Source organism: Cupriavidus sp. CuC1 (genome assembly GCF_044627735.1).
Taxonomy (GTDB): Bacteria; Pseudomonadota; Gammaproteobacteria; order Burkholderiales; family Burkholderiaceae; genus Cupriavidus; species Cupriavidus ulmosensis.
On record NZ_JBIUHC010000009.1, the window covers coordinates 16,327 to 33,764 of the forward strand.

Annotated in this window: 15 protein-coding genes and 3 pseudogenes; 4 read left to right on the plus strand and 14 right to left on the minus strand. The window is 62.1% G+C overall.

Annotated elements, in window-relative coordinates; translation table 11 throughout:
- Positions 1 to 113: 113 nt before the first annotated feature.
- The 8 genes from ACGLHR_RS05750 to ACGLHR_RS05785 form a co-directional block, all read right to left on the minus strand.
- Entirely contained in the window at positions 114 to 458 is a 345-nt protein-coding gene (locus ACGLHR_RS05750; RefSeq protein WP_400092577.1) for a hypothetical protein, read from the minus strand.
- 367 nt (positions 459 to 825) lie between these two features.
- Positions 826 to 1,989 carry a Wadjet anti-phage system protein JetD domain-containing protein gene (locus tag ACGLHR_RS05755; RefSeq protein WP_400092578.1) on the minus strand — a complete coding sequence of 388 codons (1,164 nt, stop codon included), beginning with the start codon at positions 1,987 to 1,989 and terminating at the stop codon, positions 826 to 828.
- Positions 1,986 to 5,657: an SbcC/MukB-like Walker B domain-containing protein gene (locus ACGLHR_RS05760; RefSeq protein WP_400092579.1), complete on the minus strand. Its 3,672-nt coding sequence runs from the start codon at positions 5,655 to 5,657 to the stop codon at positions 1,986 to 1,988. The genes ACGLHR_RS05755 and ACGLHR_RS05760 overlap by 4 nt, the downstream gene beginning before the upstream one ends.
- The gene (locus ACGLHR_RS05765) at positions 5,647 to 6,306 is read right to left on the minus strand and encodes a DUF4194 domain-containing protein (protein ID WP_400092581.1); all 660 of its coding nucleotides are present in this window, start codon (positions 6,304 to 6,306) and stop codon (positions 5,647 to 5,649) included. The genes ACGLHR_RS05760 and ACGLHR_RS05765 overlap by 11 nt, the downstream gene beginning before the upstream one ends.
- 19 nt (positions 6,307 to 6,325) lie before the next feature.
- Complete coding sequence (locus ACGLHR_RS05770) at positions 6,326 to 7,756, minus strand: Wadjet anti-phage system protein JetA family protein (RefSeq protein WP_400092583.1); 1,431 nt, start codon at positions 7,754 to 7,756, stop codon at positions 6,326 to 6,328.
- Positions 7,757 to 8,150: 394 nt separating this feature from the next.
- Positions 8,151 to 8,327 carry a hypothetical protein gene (locus ACGLHR_RS05775; RefSeq protein WP_400092719.1) on the minus strand — a complete coding sequence of 59 codons (177 nt, stop codon included), beginning with the start codon at positions 8,325 to 8,327 and terminating at the stop codon, positions 8,151 to 8,153.
- Positions 8,245 to 8,565: a hypothetical protein gene (locus ACGLHR_RS05780; RefSeq protein ID WP_400092726.1), complete on the minus strand. Its 321-nt coding sequence runs from the start codon at positions 8,563 to 8,565 to the stop codon at positions 8,245 to 8,247. The genes ACGLHR_RS05775 and ACGLHR_RS05780 overlap by 83 nt, the downstream gene beginning before the upstream one ends.
- Positions 8,566 to 8,586: 21 nt before the next feature.
- Positions 8,587 to 8,802, minus strand: a complete 216-nt coding sequence (locus tag ACGLHR_RS05785; RefSeq protein ID WP_400092585.1) for a helix-turn-helix domain-containing protein — start codon at positions 8,800 to 8,802, stop codon at positions 8,587 to 8,589.
- Between the two features lie 105 nt (positions 8,803 to 8,907).
- Between ACGLHR_RS05785 and tnpA the strand changes: the two are divergent.
- A pseudogene (gene tnpA, locus ACGLHR_RS05790) lies at positions 8,908 to 9,275 on the plus strand (IS200/IS605 family transposase).
- A 118-nt stretch (positions 9,276 to 9,393) separates the two neighbouring features.
- Here the strand turns inward: tnpA and ACGLHR_RS05795 are convergent.
- Positions 9,394 to 9,741, minus strand: coding sequence for a helix-turn-helix domain-containing protein (locus ACGLHR_RS05795; protein ID WP_400092586.1), 348 nt, complete (start codon positions 9,739 to 9,741; stop codon positions 9,394 to 9,396).
- A 1,126-nt stretch (positions 9,742 to 10,867) separates the two neighbouring features.
- Positions 10,868 to 11,212: a hypothetical protein gene (locus ACGLHR_RS05800; protein WP_400092587.1), complete on the minus strand. Its 345-nt coding sequence runs from the start codon at positions 11,210 to 11,212 to the stop codon at positions 10,868 to 10,870.
- Between the two features lie 126 nt (positions 11,213 to 11,338).
- Here ACGLHR_RS05800 and ACGLHR_RS05805 point away from each other — a divergent pair, with 126 nt between their 5' ends.
- Positions 11,339 to 11,557 (plus strand): hypothetical protein, encoded by a 219-nt coding sequence (locus ACGLHR_RS05805; RefSeq protein ID WP_400092588.1) that lies wholly within the window; start codon positions 11,339 to 11,341, stop codon positions 11,555 to 11,557.
- Between the two features lie 162 nt (positions 11,558 to 11,719).
- Here ACGLHR_RS05805 and ACGLHR_RS05810 read toward each other — a convergent pair whose 3' ends face one another.
- The 4 genes and pseudogenes from ACGLHR_RS05810 to ACGLHR_RS05825 form a co-directional block, all read right to left on the minus strand.
- Positions 11,720 to 12,079, minus strand: coding sequence for a HipA domain-containing protein (locus tag ACGLHR_RS05810; protein WP_400092720.1), 360 nt, complete (start codon positions 12,077 to 12,079; stop codon positions 11,720 to 11,722).
- An 89-nt stretch (positions 12,080 to 12,168) separates the two neighbouring features.
- Positions 12,169 to 12,954: pseudogene (locus ACGLHR_RS05815) on the minus strand (type II toxin-antitoxin system HipA family toxin); the annotation flags it as partial.
- Positions 12,955 to 13,192: 238 nt separating this feature from the next.
- Positions 13,193 to 13,318 (minus strand): multiprotein-bridging factor 1 family protein, encoded by a 126-nt coding sequence (locus tag ACGLHR_RS05820; protein ID WP_400092590.1) that lies wholly within the window; start codon positions 13,316 to 13,318, stop codon positions 13,193 to 13,195.
- A 319-nt stretch (positions 13,319 to 13,637) separates the two neighbouring features.
- Positions 13,638 to 13,932, minus strand: a pseudogene (locus tag ACGLHR_RS05825) (IS4 family transposase); the annotation flags it as partial.
- A gap of 1,161 nt (positions 13,933 to 15,093) precedes the next feature.
- Here ACGLHR_RS05825 and ACGLHR_RS05830 point away from each other — a divergent pair.
- Together ACGLHR_RS05830 and ACGLHR_RS05835 are read left to right on the plus strand one after the other, a co-directional pair.
- Complete coding sequence (locus ACGLHR_RS05830; RefSeq protein WP_400092592.1) at positions 15,094 to 15,852, plus strand: Bro-N domain-containing protein; 759 nt, start codon at positions 15,094 to 15,096, stop codon at positions 15,850 to 15,852.
- 313 nt (positions 15,853 to 16,165) lie between these two features.
- Positions 16,166 to 17,341, plus strand: a complete 1,176-nt coding sequence (locus tag ACGLHR_RS05835; protein ID WP_400092593.1) for an integrase domain-containing protein — start codon at positions 16,166 to 16,168, stop codon at positions 17,339 to 17,341.
- The last annotated feature ends 97 nt before the right edge of the window (positions 17,342 to 17,438 follow it).

A 17,438-nucleotide genomic window follows, 5' to 3' on the forward strand; every position in this document is an offset into this window, starting at 1 on the left:
TGGCCTGGCCTGACGGGATGCGAAGGTTGGGTCTAATCTGGGGTGGCGGGCGACCCCTTACCCTGCCCCCCACATCGCCAGCATCGCCGCCATGCGTCGCGCCGCCTCGGTGGTCACGTAGCGCGTGGTGATGTCCAGCGCGGCGTGGCCGGCATTCTTCTGCACCATCTCGAGCGGCGCCCCGGCCGAGCCGCGCCGCGCGGATCGGCGAGGCACAGCGTGTCGGCGCAGGCAGTGAGGAACTCCTTGATCTGCTTGGCGAGCGTGATGGTGCTGATGCCAGCGGCGGCATCGACAGGGTTGGCGGCGCGCGCGCCAGCCCACGGGACCCGCTCTACCAGGTCCGTGGCGTGGCCGAGCAGCGCCGCGCCGCCCGGGACCCAGTTGGCGCCGGGGTCGGCCGGATGGCCGCGCGTCGCCAGATTGGCCCCCAGCCGCGCGATCACCGCCGGGGGCACCGGCCGCGTGACGCGCGTTGGCGCGCAGCGTGGCCAGCTCGCCGGTAGCGGCTTCGTTCGCTGTCTGCCAGATCGTCCTGAACGCCTCGGCGGCGAGTGCCTGAGCGCCTCGGTCAGGTTTCGAGTGGTCGATGGTGACGCGCGTGCGCCCGCGCAGTTCCTGCTCGGCCACCACTAGCGCGACCCGCACCTGGTCGCGCAGCGCGGTCACATCGGCGGCGAGAGTGGCTTGCAGCGAGGCGTCGGAAACGTTTGTAGCTGCAGGTGGTCCATGCTCGCCAAGTCTTCGCCGAGTATGTCTCCCAGCAACTGCCAGAACCGATTGATACTTTGACTAACTTGACACCGCCTATTCGCAGCCGAGACGCTACAGACTCTCCTGGTCGACAAATCGACCCAGTCTGCGTAGTGCTGGCAGCAGCACTTCATCCGCATAACAGCAGCCGGTCTGGCCCGGATCGGTCTGGCCTGACTTCCTTGCTTCATCCGGCGCGTGGGACTCCTCTGCGAGCAGGCGTGCAAGCAGCGCCTCGTAGCCAGCCTTCCACGCGTGCGCGCCTGGGAATACCACGCGCAACTCCTTGAGAATATCCATCCCGGCAAAATCCAAGTCGCCCCAGAAATGGACAGGGCGCGTGACGTCGGGGCCATGCAGCCATGCGAGAAAACGGCTCCCCAACGCTGCATTCCGCTCAATCATACCCGGGGCAAAATAAACCGAGCTGCCACCCGGCTGGCGCAGCCGCCTCGCGCTCGCCTTGTACCCGGATGCGTATATCAGGATAAAACCTTCGGCTGCGCTCAGCCTCCCCGCCGCCATCGATTCGAACGTTGCGGCATTTTCCACAAACAGGATCGGGGCGACAGGATCAACCGTCCTGGCGGCCACCAGCAGTTGTACCGGTTTGTCCGGAAACGGGCAAACATCTGCGCCAAGCAACAGGGCAATGGTTTCCTGCTGGCCATTGAGAATTTTTGACAAGCCCCAGAACTGCCGGCTTGCCACCTCATGGAGCATGAGGTTCTCGGCGGCAAGCGCCGGGATGCCTGCGAGGCGCTCCAGCACCTGCTCCGGTGAACGCGGCAGGATGAGGATCGGACGGGACAGCAGCCGCTCGCACAGCGCCGTGTTGCCGAAGCGCGCCAGCACAGCCTGCCGCCACTCCGCCATCCAGGCGACCACGGCACCGGGCTGGCGCCCCGTCTCGTCGCGAAGAAACGCTTCCGCTTGCGCGGCAATGACGAGCTTCGGCGAGCGTTCCCAGATATCAAGATCCCGCTGGCCGCGACGCTGGTCGAGCACCAGCGCCAACCCGGGCTGCGCCTGCAACGCTTCCAGGGAGCGCCACACGAACATGCGTTCGCCGTGGATGGCAATCGCGAAAAACTCCGGCCACGTCCCGGCACTCAGCGGGAAGTTGATATCGCGGCGTCTATCAGCAAACGGCTTCGCCTCGATGCGGTCCACCAGCGCATTCAGCAACGCGGTGAGGGCCGCCGGCCGGCACCCCGGGATGCCGTCGGCGCTCATGTTCCCGTCTCCGAGACCAACTGCCTGCGTGCCTCCTGCAAGTCGAACTGCCGTGCCGCTTCACGCCGCACCGCCTCCCGGCGCTCAGTCCAGAGCGCATGCAGCCGGTCTGCCTTCAAGAGGGAGCTGTCCACCTCGGTAATCTTATCGAGTTCCCCGGCCAGACCCTCCACCTTCATCAGGGAAAAGCGATGCTCGAAGCTGAACAACTCCAGCAGCGGGCCAGACGCGCGGGAAGGCATGGCAACCACCAGTTGCAGGTCAAGGTTCTCATTGAGATAGCGCATCACGGCCGCGGTGCGGCCCTCGTCCATCTTGTCGAAGGCCTCGTCGATCATCATGAGCTTCAGGCTCGGCGTCTTCTCGAACTGGCGGAATGCCTGGGCCAGCACGGCGGCCCGCACAAGATAGGCCGGCGTCATCAGTTCGCCTCCCGAGAACGTCGCCATTCTCGCCAGGGACGCCTCGCGTCCATCTTCCGAATACTTGCGGATGTCGTACTGGCGATAGTTGCGGTAGTCCGCTATGTCCTTCAGCCGCCGCAACGCGTGGTCGCGGTTAGTGTCGAGCAATAGCAGCTTGATGTCGTCCAGCGCCACGACGCTGTCGGCGGACAGCACGCCTTCGGCTGCCGAGAACAGATCTACCGGTGTTTGCGTCTCGGCCAGCCGGTTCAGTTCCTGGAACAGGTCGAAGTACTTCTTGTACTCCTTGACCATCTGGCCGTATTCGATCTCGAAGCGGTCTTCGCCGAATGCCAGGCGCTTGAGCTTATCATTGAGCCGCTTGAGCGGATCGATGCCCTGCTCCACCGCGGTGCGCACGGCCAGCGCGAAGTGCGTACTGAACGTATTGTTGAAGCTCTTCTCGGCGCCCTGCAGCTCGCTGGTGTTGTTGAGAATGCGCACTTGGTCGAGCCGTTCGAGCATGGCCGAGATCTGCCGCCGGGCGGTGGGTACGCCGCCATAGGCTTGCCACTCGTACTCCCCCTGCGTCGACTGGCAAGGCTGAAAGTCGACCCGCTCATCGAACGAAGAAGACAAGAGATTGTGTGTCTCCAGCTTCCGCTCGAACGCCTCGCGCTCCTGGCGGTACAGGCCGGCTTGCTGGCGCCGCCGCCCATCGAAGGACGCGGTGGCCTGCTCCTTGGCCGCTTCCCTGGCGCGCAGGTCCAGGCGCACCGGATCGAAGTGCGGATTTAGCCGGATCAGTTCAGCCACGCGGGAGTTGACCTGTCTCACGCCGTCCTGGCACCCAACAAGCTTAGCCTCGGCGTCAGCGATGTTCGCTTCCAAGGCACGCGCCCGGCCTGCCGCTTCGCCCGCCGCGCGTGACGCGGTATTGGATAGGCGGTGGTGGCCGTCCAATAGCTGCTCCGCACGCACCACGCGGCGCTCCAGTACGATGAGGTCGGAGTCGTCCAGACTGGCGAGTTGCGCCGCGAGACTGCTCAGTCCGCGCTGCGTCTCACCCAGCTTGTCCAGCATCGGCGCGACGGGCACGAGCTTCAGGCCGAGCAGGCGCGCGCCCCAGGCGGTCAACTCCGCGGCGCTTGCGCGATGCGCGTCCCTTTCCCGCGTCTTTTCGTCGATCTCCCGGGCAAGCCTCACCACGCGCTTGCGCCGTGCCTCGGCACCGAAGGCCAGTTCGCCATCCTCCACCCATGACGAAAACATCTTGAACCCGCCGCTGGCCATGCCGTCCACCGTCAGAGCCTGTGGCGCGCCGCGCAGCGCCTGCGCATCCTCCACCTTGACATAACGGCCGTAGCTTGCGACCAGATAGGCACGCGCGGTCTCATCGGCAATCACCAGTTCCTGCAGCACGGCGTCGGGCGACAGCGCCTGGTTTTCCGCCCGCCGCTTGGCCAGTTCACCCTGCACCACGGAAGCCTCTCGTCCTTGCCTAGTCGCCGGCAGCTCGTGCCGCAGCGCCCGGATAGCGCGCGCCTCGTACTGCACGTCCACCAGGATCACGAAGCGGTTACCGCCCAGAAGCCCTTCAATGGCGTTCTGCCAACGCGAGCCCTCCCGCGGCTGGACGAGGTTGCACAGCACCCTGGGACGGGCACCCGGCATCTGGGCTTCGAGATATCGGACCGCGGCCTCCACATGCGCCGGCAAGTCAAAGTGGCCATCTTCCAGCCCTTGCCTGCGCCGCTCCAGGTCCTCGATTTCCCCTTGCAGGGCGGCAGCGCGATCCGATTCCCGCGCCTGCTCCTGTACCACCGCGCCATACAGGCCATCGGCGCCGTGTAAGCGCTGCGCAATGGGAGCCAGGACGGCATCCAGGCTGGCGAACCGGTCGCGCCGTAGGCGCGGCGGGTCGATCTGCGCACCAGTCAGCATCGCCGCCAGCTCGCGCGCGGCAGCCCGGCCGTCGGCGGCATCAATCGCTGCGGCATCCACAACCAGCCGCTCCACATGGAGTGCGTAGGCGGAGGCAGGCCCTGCAGGCCGTTTGGCCAGGGCGGCCAGTTCGTCCAGCACGCCGCGCAAGCCCGTCAGAGCGGCCAGGATATCCAGTGCGATACGGGATCGACCTTCGGTGGCTGCCGCTATCTCGCGGCTGAGCCGCTCACGATCCTGCGCAACCGGGTTGCCATTGAGCCGCCCCTTGGCAGCGCCGTGCAATTCCGTGGCGCGCTTAAGCGCCTGTGCATGCCGGTCGGCAAGCGCCTGCTGCTTCTCGACCTCCCCCAAGGCGATTTGCCGGGAGGCCTCCAGTCTTTGGATCTCCCCCTTGACATCCTGCTGCCGGCGCAGCGCTTCTCCCAGTTCGGCCTCCATGGCCTCTTCGAACGCGGCAAGGAACGCATCCGCGTGCGCCTTCAGCACTCCCAGCCGCTCCCGGCAAGCCAGCAACTCGGTGGCGATCTTCCGCAGGCGCTGCACGTTCTGCATGAGCGACGCGATATGCCCGATCTGGTCGGAGAAATCAGGCTCGGCCAGCACCTGCTCCCGGATCAGCTCGTCCACCGAGCCGACGGTCTTGCGGGCAATGGACTGGACGAAAGCCCGCGCCGCCGCTTCTGCCTCGCGCGGCCCGACCAGCGTCTTGCCGCCACCGCGAAACTCGGCATAGAGCTTGCACAGATAGTCTTCGATGCTGTTTTCGAACGGCAGGACGCGCGGATAGCGCTGGCGCAGCCGATGGTAGATATCCTCGACCCTCACCGCTGTAATCGAATTGCCCTTGCGCGACTCGATGAAATCCGCCTCGATCGCGCGGCTGCCCGGCAGCACAAAGTAGAGCTTGCGCGCCACTTCGACGCTGCGGCCTTGCTCGCGCGTACCGGACACGGCGGCTTCCACAGCCACCACGGCGCTGAATGGCTCGGAGGACTCCCCGACATCGGGTGCGAAAACAGCGACGACATAGGTGTGCGACCCATACGGCCGGACGCAGAGGTTGTCGCGCATGCCTACCGCGTAGGACGCCAGCGTCCGCCTCACCTTGCCGCCCGCGCGCAAAGCGCCGCTCTCGTCCTGCGCCGAGTTGAACACGTTGATGTGCTGCTTGCCGCCGGTCATGACCAGCTGGATCGCGTCCTGGAAAGAGGACTTCCCAACCCCGGTCGAACCCGACAGCAAGGTGGTGTCGCCAAAGGGGTATTCCCGAGACACCACGAAACCCCAGTTGACCAGGATGAGCTTCTCAAGCTTCATCGTCAGGCTCCGGCAACGTGACGGCCGATACGGGCGTCCGTGTTTCGGCCAGCAGGGCATCGATGGCGGAATCCGACACAAACTGCAGGATCGTTCCACGAATGGCGACCAATGCGTCAGCATCTTCCACCTCGGAATCCGCCCGGTAATCGATCAGGCGGGCCCGCTTCAGGTCCGCGAAGAGCTTCTCCCGCGCAGTCTTGGCCGGCAGTGAGCGGCGCGCCTGCGCAGTCAGCGTGGCATTCAGGTATTCCACGGTGACGAGCGCCTCGTTGCGCTCGTTGATCGAACCTTGCCGCAGGCTTTCGTTATACAGCAAGCGCAGCACCAGGCAGCATGCCACGAAATCTGCAGAAAGCTTTGCCCGCACGGCGTCCACCAAGACAGCATCGTCCTCGGCGGGCAGTCCCGGCACGCGCGCTCCCGGCGGGTAAAGCCGAAAATAACTCTGATGCCGCTCGTGCAGCAGTCGGAACCCGCCCACATCGAAGTACGCATTGAGCAGGCCCTCGATACGCACGGCGTCGTCGTAGAGCTGACGCTCGATGGCGCTGTCTTCCCGATGCAGGATCGAGAGCCCGAGCAGGCGGCCGAGAATCTGGCGGAACGCCTCCGGCCTGACGCCCTTTGCCTTCAGTTCCGCCTCCACCAGTTGCCCAATCGTAATTTCATCCATGGCCGATGTGCCGCCTCCTGATTGCATAGTCGGTGCCCGACATAATGGCATTGTCCAGCGGCTCGGCATCCAGCCGCTCCACCTCCAGTCCGTCATGGTCCCGTGCCGCCTCGATGGCCCGCAACAACGATAACGCCTGGATGGCATCGTCGACCGGCAACTCGGACAGGCGCAGCGCGCCCGTGCCACGCATGGAACCGAGCAGGTAATCCACGACATCGTGATGCGACAAGGAGAAGGCCCGCTCCTCCGCTTGCCGCACGAATTGACGCAAACGCTCTTCCCGCGTGATCTCCGGAACAATGCTCACGGCCTGCGCCCGGCTACGCTCGGCGGCCTTTCTTGGCTGCACCGCGGCGGGATCATACAGCGCCACGCTCACCGGTGCGAGCGCCGCTCCCTGCCGCTCCAGCCACGCGCCCTGCTCCCGCTCCGGGATCTCCCCCAGGCGGCGGATCAGGGTGGACAACGCCGCCCCGCTGCCCGATGCCCCCATGAACAGACTCTGCGACAACAAGACCACATGGCGACGGACATAGCTCTCCATGGCCCGGAACAATTCCGGCTGTTTCGTCCGGCAGGCCGCGGTCACCATCTCGTCGATCCGATCAAGCATCCATCGCAAGATCGCCCCTTCCGGCGCCGCCTGCGCGGCCCATGCCGCGTGGTTGGCCAGGTCATCGTCAATGGCCTGCATCTCGGCCGCGCTCAACTCATTAAGACGTTCGATCAACGCCCCGATGTCCAGTCGGTGGCGCTCGGCATTGTCATAGACCAGCCGGGGCGAGAACTCATCACGAAAACGCCGCTCGATGAACTCGATGAACCCATCCCAATTGCCCTGCACATGCGCATCGAGCAATATCTTGCGGGCCAGGTCGTAGAAGAGCTCGATGTCCTCGGAGAGGTCGGCGATGACCCGATCGGCATACTCGTAGGCGTCGAGCAGGTCCTCCACATCGCGGCGCTCGATAAAGGCACCCAGGGCATTCTTGCAGGAACGCATGTTGCGCTGGCGGGTTCGTTCGCGTGGGCGGTCGGCCAGCGTCAGCGCCTGAGCGAAGATCTTGCCGGCGCGGGTGAAGCGATAGGCGGTAACCAGTCGAACGCGATCCTCGGCGGTTTCGAGCCAGCCGTCCGCGACGAGGAGGCGCACGATGGCGCTTGCCAGCTTCTGGTCGTCGGCAAGGTCACCGGCGGCGAATCCGTCTTCGCCATCTTCCCCCGCCGAGTCGGCCGGCAGCGTGGCGGATTGCATGGTCTGAACAAACAGGTCACGCAAGTCCTCGCGCCCGAGGATGGAACGGTAGTCGGCGTGGGAACCATAAAGCCGCGCATAGAATGCGCGGATGCAGGCAGCAATCAGCCGGCGCCTCTTCAGCGTCAGCGGACGAAAAAACTGCGGGTAACCCGAATCCACCATGGCGGCCGATGTCCCATCATCCTTGATACTCTGGCGTCGCACCTGCGTACCATCGACGCAGCGACCAAAAACGTACAATATCACCCCTGGCTGCACTGCCCGGGAGCGTTCGCGCCTACTTATTCTTGCGAAAGAGATTGTGACAGAAGCTCGCGTCACGACTCCCGCTTCTGCTCGAAATTGCGCGCCGCATGCGTCGGACTCGACGATGGCAGGAGTTCGCGACTGCCCTCCTTCAGCGCCCGTGTCTACACGACAGCGAGCGCTTTTTTGGGCGGTGACGCGCGGATTGCAGCCGCGGTGCGCAGCTACCACACGGCGGATGGTGTCCCGATGGGACGCAAGCAATGGAAGGGACGGTTTCATGCTCAATGCCCCTGTATGCGCGGCTATTTTATATCCCCACTGGGGATAGTAAAGTGCTTCTCGCGTACCATGTCAGGATTTCCTGAATATACGCACGGCCCATATCTGGCAGGGTGCGAAAGTCAGAGGACTCGCTCGGCAAGAGCCACTTGTCGAGCGTCCGCCTGGATACGCTGATCCGAGCCGCGAACTCGTCGCGTGTCATGCCAAGCTGCGTCATTGCCTCGCGCAGCAAGTCTTGCTGAGGAGGTGGAGGAATTACCTTCTTTGTCGTCATCTAGCCCGTCAGTATCGGCCGTTCCCAGCGAAGCAGCGTTTGCCGGGCGACGCCAAGAACGCTGCGGCTTCTTGCCGACCTTGCGCTGAATCGTCGGCCGGCGGCCGAGCTTCTGGAAGAAGCGGTTATAGGCCTGCTTCCAGCGCACCGCGCCATTGCGCAGCACCTGCGATGGCACCTCAGAGAGCTAGGGCATCAGTTCCGCATCCTTGAGGCGCGCGTATTCCTGGTCGATCGGGGCATGCTGCCCCGCCAAGGACAGCGTCTTGCGCTGGAATGCTCGGTAATATCGATCATCACCGACCTTGGCGTTGAAGATGAAGCGCTGGCAGCCAATCCAGCGCAGCAAGACGGCCTGCTGCGCTGGCGAAGGGTAACAGCGGAATCGGTATCCGGTTTGCATGACATGACTTTAACAGCAGAACATCGGAGCGCAACTATGGAAATGGGCAATCAGTCGCATGCGCATGCTGTCTACAACCTGAAGCTGCATATCGTCTTTGTCACCATGTACCGCCGCAAGACGCTAGCGCCGGACCTGCTGGCCTACCTGGAGACGGCGTTCGCGCAGATTCTCGCGGCGTGGCGTTGCGAGCTTCTGGAGTTGGCGGCGAGCCGAACCATGTCCACCTGCTGCTCAGCAGCCATCCTGCTCTGGACATTTCCGTGCTGATTAACAACTTCAAGGCCGCGAGCGCACGCCGAGCACGTCTGCGGTTCGCTGAGCACCTCAGTCGATTCTATTCGAAGCCGCTCTTCTGGCATCGGGCCTATTTTGTCTCGTCCGTCGGGGGCGCGTCTTTGGAAACCGTGAAGGCCTACGTCGAGCGGCAGGGAACCACAGAGCATGCTCGACGCAAGGGTAAGGCAGCCTGACGGCTGCCGCCGACTTGACCCCCTCCTGAGCCTCTCGGCCCTAGGAGGGGGAATGCGTCGGCAAAACCTGTTCAAGCCCCGCAGCGAAGGCTGGGGCACCGGATTAGCCCAGCATTTGTTACTTGCTTGTTAGACCGCCGACCAGTTGCCGAATCACGCTCATCAGCATTTCGCGATTCGCGCCGCTCAGCCCCTCTAACAGCTCCACAATTTTCCTGGCCTGGTCCACTTTCCGGTTCGATGCATTTGTCAGCAGTTCCTCTATCCCACAGCCGAAAATCTCAGCGAGTTCGGCGAGCCGAACCACAGATGGAATCGCCACCCCCGTTTCCATCCGGGACACTGCCTCTCGGCTGATGCCCAGCATTTCCGCGACCTTCTCTTGAGACAGCCCAACGGCGGCGCGCTTCGACGCAATCGCCTGTCCTACCGCCTTCACCAATGCAGCTTTCCCTAACTCGTCCATGTGTGACCTCTTACGCACGGTCGTAATGGTCGACTGAGTAGCAAGCGAATCACATGAACCACGACATCACATTGTGATGTTTTGCGTTACATTACTACACGATAGCCCACAGAAAATCCTCTGGGGTACCCGAGGCGCCAGCGTCCCTTGTCGGTGGTGGGTTGCGAGCAGAAGTTACAGCGACAGTGACGGAGCCTGCTGCGCAGCGCCAGCCGGCATTGGATGCCATCAGGACAAGTCTGGCCTAACCCCTTGATTTTCCTAGAAGAAAATATGCATGAAGCCAAAATATTAGATAGTATATAACTATCACTTTTAAACTTACATTCTCAAATGCTATTAACACAAGCCTGAAATGAAGCCCTCCGCCGCCCCGGCTAGCGCTCCTGAAATCCCCTCGAACCTGCCGCCCGAAGCATCGCCGGAGAGTCTCCCGAGAAATTCCGGGCGGCATTGCAAGAATGGGACGCCGAACCCACCGCGCTGGCGAAGACGGCCATTGAACAAGTCAACTAACCCGCCCCGACGGGCGGAGCTTGCAAGGGCAACTGAACAGGCTCGGGTTGACCAGGCAAAGCGGTAGCCAACCCGCTACGTTGCGAGCAGGTGCAAGACCAACGTTGGGATGCGCGAGACTGGCTACGCTATGCCGACGCGATCGTCGACATCGTTGTCAACTCCAAACGAGAGCACACGGTCACTATGAGCGGAATGTTTGTGATTTGGCATACGGCCCGCAACGCGGGCGAACTGGCGCGCACCGCAACTCCATACCACGCACTCGGAATCGCCATGGCGCGAGGGGATTCGCTCCTAGTTGAGCCACATCATGCCGCCGCACTGAGATTGCGCGAGCTGGTAACTGCGTATCTGCAATACCAAGCCGGCGAGATATACCTTCATCGGGAGGCCATACAATGCGTTGCCGCCTGTTGTGCGTACTGGCAAGGTCGGAACGCGCTGCCCTACCGTTGGCGGCAGATCCGTAACCTGGTGGTGCGATTCGAATTCGATCTCGCTCGCACCCTGTTCCAGCCCAGCCGGGTCTACGCAGTCGGACAAGAACTAGCACGGGTTACGTCAATCGAGTAGCTGACCAGGTTGGCAACAGCGGAATGTCAGCAGTTCAGCGCCGCAGCATCAAACGCCATCGATAGATGCCCTGACCGTCGTCTGTACATAACCGCTCGCATGGCCTGGACCGCTCTATCTGGTCGATCAACCCCATCCACGCCTTGCCGATATGTATGCCCGCGAAACCCTCGGAGCCAAGCTCCAGCCAAGTTCGCAGGCTGCGTGCCTCGCCTTCTCCCCGCAGAAATTGGTTCGCAGGGCGCGCCTTGATTTCACGGCGCGACATGCCGAACGGGTCGTCCAGCGCTGGCGAGCCGATGGCCCCATCATGGGTTTGCTGTCGCGCCGGCGTGGACAGCCTGACCACCGCCAAGTGCGAAAGCTGCTCGAAGCGCATGCACGAGCGGTAATCCAGGAGCAAAACGCAGCGTCCTATTGACATCCCGTACGCCATTTCAGCCCCGGGCCGCGCTTCACCCGCAACTACGACGTTGCGCGTGAGTTCATCTGCTACAACACGCACGTGGGCGAAGGCGGCGTGCTCGTGCTCGGCCGTGAGGCGCTGGCGCGCGACTTCCGGCTCGATCAATACATCGACACCGTCAGCAACAAGAAGCCCGAGGAGGAGGAAGTAGTCACCGTCACCGAGAAGATTCCCAAGATCTCCCGGTATCTACTCAGCATCAATAGTGACCCCGACATGATCGTCGCCGCCAGCCCGATAACATCGACGCTGCGATGAACGAGTGCGGTCGGGCCTTCCCGGGCGAAGCGAAGCAGCCATCGCCTATGGCATCAACACCCTGAAGCGACTTGGCGAGTCGCCGCTACTGAACAAGATTTCCTTCTGCCCGGCGCCGAGGCACGGCGACTGCTCCTAAGCGCAAAATGCGCAGCGGCGCCGCTAGCGGAGCTCCATGGCAGGGGCGAAGTCAACCAGGGCGCTGCTACTCATGCCCAGTTGCAAGCCTATGTTGCGCCAGGCGCTGACCGCCGCTTCCACCTGGGCCCAATTCGTTGCGGCGTCCTGCTGGGTGAGCCGGAAATAATGGGCATCGTCCATGAGGGTCCGCTTGCTGTCGATGGGGCCGGAGTCTTCAGTGAGCCAAGTCTTGCTCTCGCGGCGGTCGCCTGGCATTGGATTGAGATCGAACGCCGGCGCCAAGCGCCAACCCTTGCCGCGTGCGTCGTAGAGCAGCCCGGTATTGCGCAGGTGGTCGTCCGTGTTGCAGATGAGGAAATTGAAGACCAGCCGGCGCCACAACTCCTGGATGTCGGCGATGGCGCTCGAGCCCTCTCTTTCAGAAGTACGTCCACCAGTTCGGTGTAGGCGTGCTCTTCCTCACGGCCGTCGACCAGCAGCATGGTGGCCGCGGACATGTAAGGGATGCGCGCCCCATCGGCGGTGCGGTCAAAGCGCCGGATCACCGCCACTGCTGTTTCGTTGATCATCGCCACCCGGGCATGGGCAACACGGATGCCCGCCTTGGCCGCGAGTTGCATGGCCAGCACTTCCCCTCGAACCACGTCGCGCTTGTCCGCCTGGCTGGGAAATTTGCCCAAGGCCAGCCAACCATCAGTGTCCAGCACGGTCGACTTGGGGCGCGCGCCGCCCAGCGACGTGCCGCGCCCAATTAGGTACTGAAGATCCTGGGTGCTCTCTGTTCCGTCTTCCAGCGCCTGCGCCGCGTGCAGCACCTTGTCGAGCTCCACCAAGGGCGGAACGTGCCGATGGGCGCCTGCGGTATGCAGATAAATCCGCTGCTCGGGATCGAAGAGGCGTAGCGCGCCGACGCGCGCCTCATCGTCGACCCAGGTTAGATAGTCGACTGGATCCAGAGGGAGCACATCCTGCTCCTTCTCGCGCAACTTAGCGTGCGCGCGGCGGATCACGCGCTCTCCCCACGAGTCCGGGCCGGTGTCCTCCAGCGAGCGGAAATACACTCCCCTCGGGTGCTGCAAGGTGAGCACCGGCTGCAGATCGGGAGAAATGGCAAAGTAGCGATCGCTTTGGAGCCATTGCTCGTCGTAGCGAAACGCGCTGCGCTTACCGCTGCTGAAGAGCAGGCGGCCCACCACCCGACCGCCGGCACCGAGATGAACTTCCAGTTCCTGCCGCTTTGCTTGCTTGCCTGCCATCAGAAGCCCTCAAAGTCGTCCGAGTCGGTTGGCCGGTCACGGTTCGGAGTGCGATCATCCCGCTTCGTTTCGGAAGCCTCGGGGACGGGCACGCCCTCGCCGGCCCGCTTGCGGTAGGCGGCAGTACTCACCGCAACACTCGGTTTTGGACGCCCGTGAACGCGCTTCGGTAGTTGCTCTCGCGCCAGGTCCAGGCCCAGCGCATCCTGTTCCGGTGCTAGCACCTTCAGCACCGCGTCTAAGCGCCCCAGAATGTGCAGCGCGCGCAGAAAGGTGGTAGCGCTGTGCCCGGATGACCGTCCTCCATACGCCCGATGGTGTTCACCGACGTCCCGATGCGCTCCGCCAGATCCTCCTGCGTCATGTGACGCGTGCGACGTGCCGCCGAGAGATCCTGTCCTAGAGTCCGTAGTCGAATAGATGTGGTTGGCGCGGCGCCCTGGCACTCTCCCACGACGACACTCGCTATGGTATGCCGTCTTTCGCCACCAAAAGCCTAGGAGCAGCCCTCTTCCATCTCGATGGCACTCGAGCCGGAGGCCTGGTTGCCAGATGCGATCGCGAACTTCCCGGGCCTCAGCGAAGATCGGCTCCCCCAATACGGGTTCGAAGGGCGGGAAGCGCTCGATGCGATCAAGGAGCCGTTGCCCTATTTCGACTGCCTGGTCCAGTTCGCTGGGGCTCGGATTGCGGCCGTGTTCGCGCACGATAAAAAGTGCTGCCGCGACGCTGCCAGCCGGTAAGAATCGCGCGCATGCTGAAGTTGAGATCAGCGATCCACAAATCGCCAGGCTGGGCCGATTCGAGCAGGGTTTCCATGATGGTCCGCTCCTGGGCATGCGCATCTTCGCATTGCACAAGGTCGACGATCATCGCCGTATCCGCGTCATAGACTACCAATGACTGCCCAGGCAAGGCCGCTCCCCGAAACCCGCGCAGCGGCTTCAAGCGCTTTTCTCTCGCCGGCAAAAGGCTGCCCGATGCCGCAGATCAGATGCGCCGAGACTGCGATCAAGTTTCGGGGATAACTCGCCAGCTTGCCGCTCCCTTATCCTGCACCACCGAAGTGCTCGTGATCACCACCTTGACCAACTGATCGGCTCTAAAAATGTCGGCATGCGTTGCTTTCCTCAAGAAACTCTAGATATCCTTTGTTAAAACAATAATGGTGCATCAAAGCCATGATCATTGGTACAGCATATTCAAATTCCCAATTAGTTATATGAATCCAATATAAATTCGTCATATCAATATCTGAGCATTGTACGATCACCAATTTTCGACTTATGTCGCAAAACCGAAAGGGACGACTTTCTGATTAATTTTTTACACACAAACAAATAAAAATCAGAGATCATTACCGTATGCCCAGGTAACGGTGGGCCAAGAATTCATAGGTGCCGACCTCAACGGCAGTGGTACTCGAAAACGCAGCGCGTGCGTGGTCCGCAAGGCCCCAAGCAGCTGCTTCCATAGCCAGTCCTTCCGTGGACACTGCGCGCTCGTGCACTGTCCATGTGCTGATGCCGACTGGTTTCTTTCCGTTCATTGACGCGCCTACGATTGCCAATACTGAGGACGTCCAACACGTGTCGGCTCCTAGCTTTGCGGGCAGTTTTGGCCTGTTCGGCTGGATGGGGCACAGTTTGTCCGAACACGGACACTCCAGAGGGCACACCCAATAGCCATACATCCCGATCGCCAGGGGGCGAGGACACCGATCACGAAGCCCAATACACAGCGGCGGGATGACCGGGTCATGCGGGGTGGCCGCATACGTATTACCAGCGGTTCAGCCCACAACACAGGCCTGTGGCAGCCTGCACAAAAATGCCAAATCAGAATCCACGGCCAGAGGTAGGGTGCGTGGGCGCAGCGACGGAAACGTTGCTGCGATGGTCGGGCTGCGTTTGCTCTACGCGCCAGGCTAATCGGCGGAATCGCTAAAGGACGGAGCTATTGGATTGAACGCGTACGCAGGAGTGGGTGGAACCAAAATTCGATCAGAAGTACCGGTGAATTCGGTTGTTGCGTGACACAAACTGCTTTGTATAAATATTGGAAGGCGTGTCGAATACGGCGGCCTAGCGGGGCGCGGATTCATTAGCGCCCTTGGAAACCGGAGAAAGGAGGTTCTATATGTACGGTGAGGTATTTGACGACATGGCCGATCGGCGGCCACCACCCAATGACATAGTTCAATTCACATATCAGGAGCAAAATGTCCGTGCTCTGATTGACAGGGATGGCCAATCCTGGTTTTGCGTGGCCGACCTTTGCGTGGTCCTTGGCTATAACAACTCGAGGTCGGCAGTCGAAAAGCTCTGTGAGGATGCGGACGGGGTAGCGAAGTTCGCCACGCCTACGAACGGCGGTGTTCAGAGCTTGGCTTTTATCAGTGAAGCCAACCTCTATACGCTGATCTGCGGCAGCAAAATCGCTGCGGTCAAGTCGTTCCGGGTGTGGATTACGCGCGAAGTCTTACCGGCACTTCGGTTGCGTGAAGCCTATACGTTGGAAGTCCAGACTCGAGCGTTCAGTCACGTTTCCACCAAGGCTCTTGAGGAGGCCTGTCGGGCTGTCGCCAAGCTTCCGGAAGCGAATCGCGTTCTCGCGTATGACGTTCAGCGCCTACACCTCAAACTCGTGGAAAAGGACTTCCACATCTCAGCGCTCGAGGCCGAGAAAGGCCGCCGGGAAACCATGGTAAGGATCCGTCTGGCGGCGCTTCACCATGCAGCGATGCTGCGTGCGGGGGGGCGCGGCTATGCGGACATCGCGCACTTGCTGGGAACTGACCTCGACTTAGCCCAAAGGATGGTTGTCACTTGGGAGACGCTCTCGGAACTGAATTTGGCTTCGGATTTACAGCAGACAACGCTGTCAACGCCGCCCTGAAGGGCGGAGCGATCTCGCAGAGTCCGCCAAGAATGCGAACGGCATGGAGAGCGGGCGAAACCGTGATCAACCGGAGGGCCAAATAGCGTCCAACGCTATGCAGACTGGACAACGCCCCCAACCGGATGTCGGTTTGCTCGCAACGATTGGAGAGATAAAGCGCAGGCAGCCTGACCCTTCGGCGGCTGATTCGGGCCAGGCCGCCAATTCAATAGAGAAGGTTCAACCTCAACCAGAGAACAGCAGCCCAATTCCGAGTTGGAAGCGCTGGCTATACGAAATGCCGTCATAACTTCAGAACCGAGTCGCTATCATGATGACTATCGATTACGCAGGCATTGCCGAACGCTCTGGCCTCCCCCCGGAGTTCATCGATGCCTTTAAGCTGCTGGCAGCAAAGCATCTCCGGAAGATCCGAAGCCCGTCTCGGCTGAGTGACAAGCCGGTTTCGTTTGAAACACAGTATCGACGCGTGGTGAACTTGTTAGCCGCATTCCGAGAGCTGCGGGAGGACGGCTACAAGCTGACCAGCCCGTGGAATCTGAAGCAGAAGCATGTTGCGCACCTGGTCAGGAAGTGGGTGCTCAAGCTGAACCAGGCGCCAGGGACCGTGGAGAACAAGCTAACCTATCTGCGGACCATTGCAGCCTGGATGGGTAAGCCCAATCTGGTCGGGAAGCTCGATGACTACGTCGAGCGGCCGGAAGAGTATCGCCGAACCTATTCCGCCGAAGTGGAGAAGACTTGGGAAGCCCAAGGCGTGGAAATCGGCGCGCTGCTGGCGGAGATAGAGCGCACAGACCGCTTTGTTGCGATCCAGCTAAAACTACAGGCGGCGTTCGGCTTGCGCGCAAAGGAATCGTTCCTCCTACGGCCACACCGAGTGACCGTTGACGGTGCGCTGTTGGTGGACGCCGGTACCAAGGGCGGCCTCAAACGCGACGTCCAGATCGAGTTTGAGGCGCAGTACGTGCTACTGGCATCAGCATGCCGGCTGGCCAATAGCAAGAGCCGAACCACCATTCCGCTCGGCTACACCCTGGACCGGTGGAGGAATCACTTCTACCACGTGCTGCGGACGCATGGCGTGACCAAGGGCGCTCTGCGTGTGACGGCGCATGGGCTGCGGCACCAGTACCTGAACGGCCTCTACCACCGAATCACCGGCGAACGCTCGGCCATCCAGGGCGGAGCGAAGCCGGCCGACGCACTTCATCAACTGGGCATGAAACGGATCGTGGAGGCGGCGGGTCATTCCCGGGCGACCAAGAGCGAGGCCTATCTCGGCCGGCACGGGGCGGTGAAGCGAAAGCGGCCGACGATCGAGGAGGTCCGGGCGGCGTTGGAAAAATCCGGGCAGGAGAAAAAGGCGGCTGCCGCCGCTCTGGGGATCTCGCGACAGGCGCTGTATCGCATCCTAGATGGCGCGCGCTCGCAGGCGGCCGTCGCGCACCAGACGAACGGTGTGGAGGAGGACGCGAACGAATAGAGCCATGCATCGCGGCAGCGGCGCCCCTGATGGCGCCGCCCACTATTGCCTCTGGCCAGGCCGACGATTCCTTCTTCCGTTGGCCAGAACACAAACG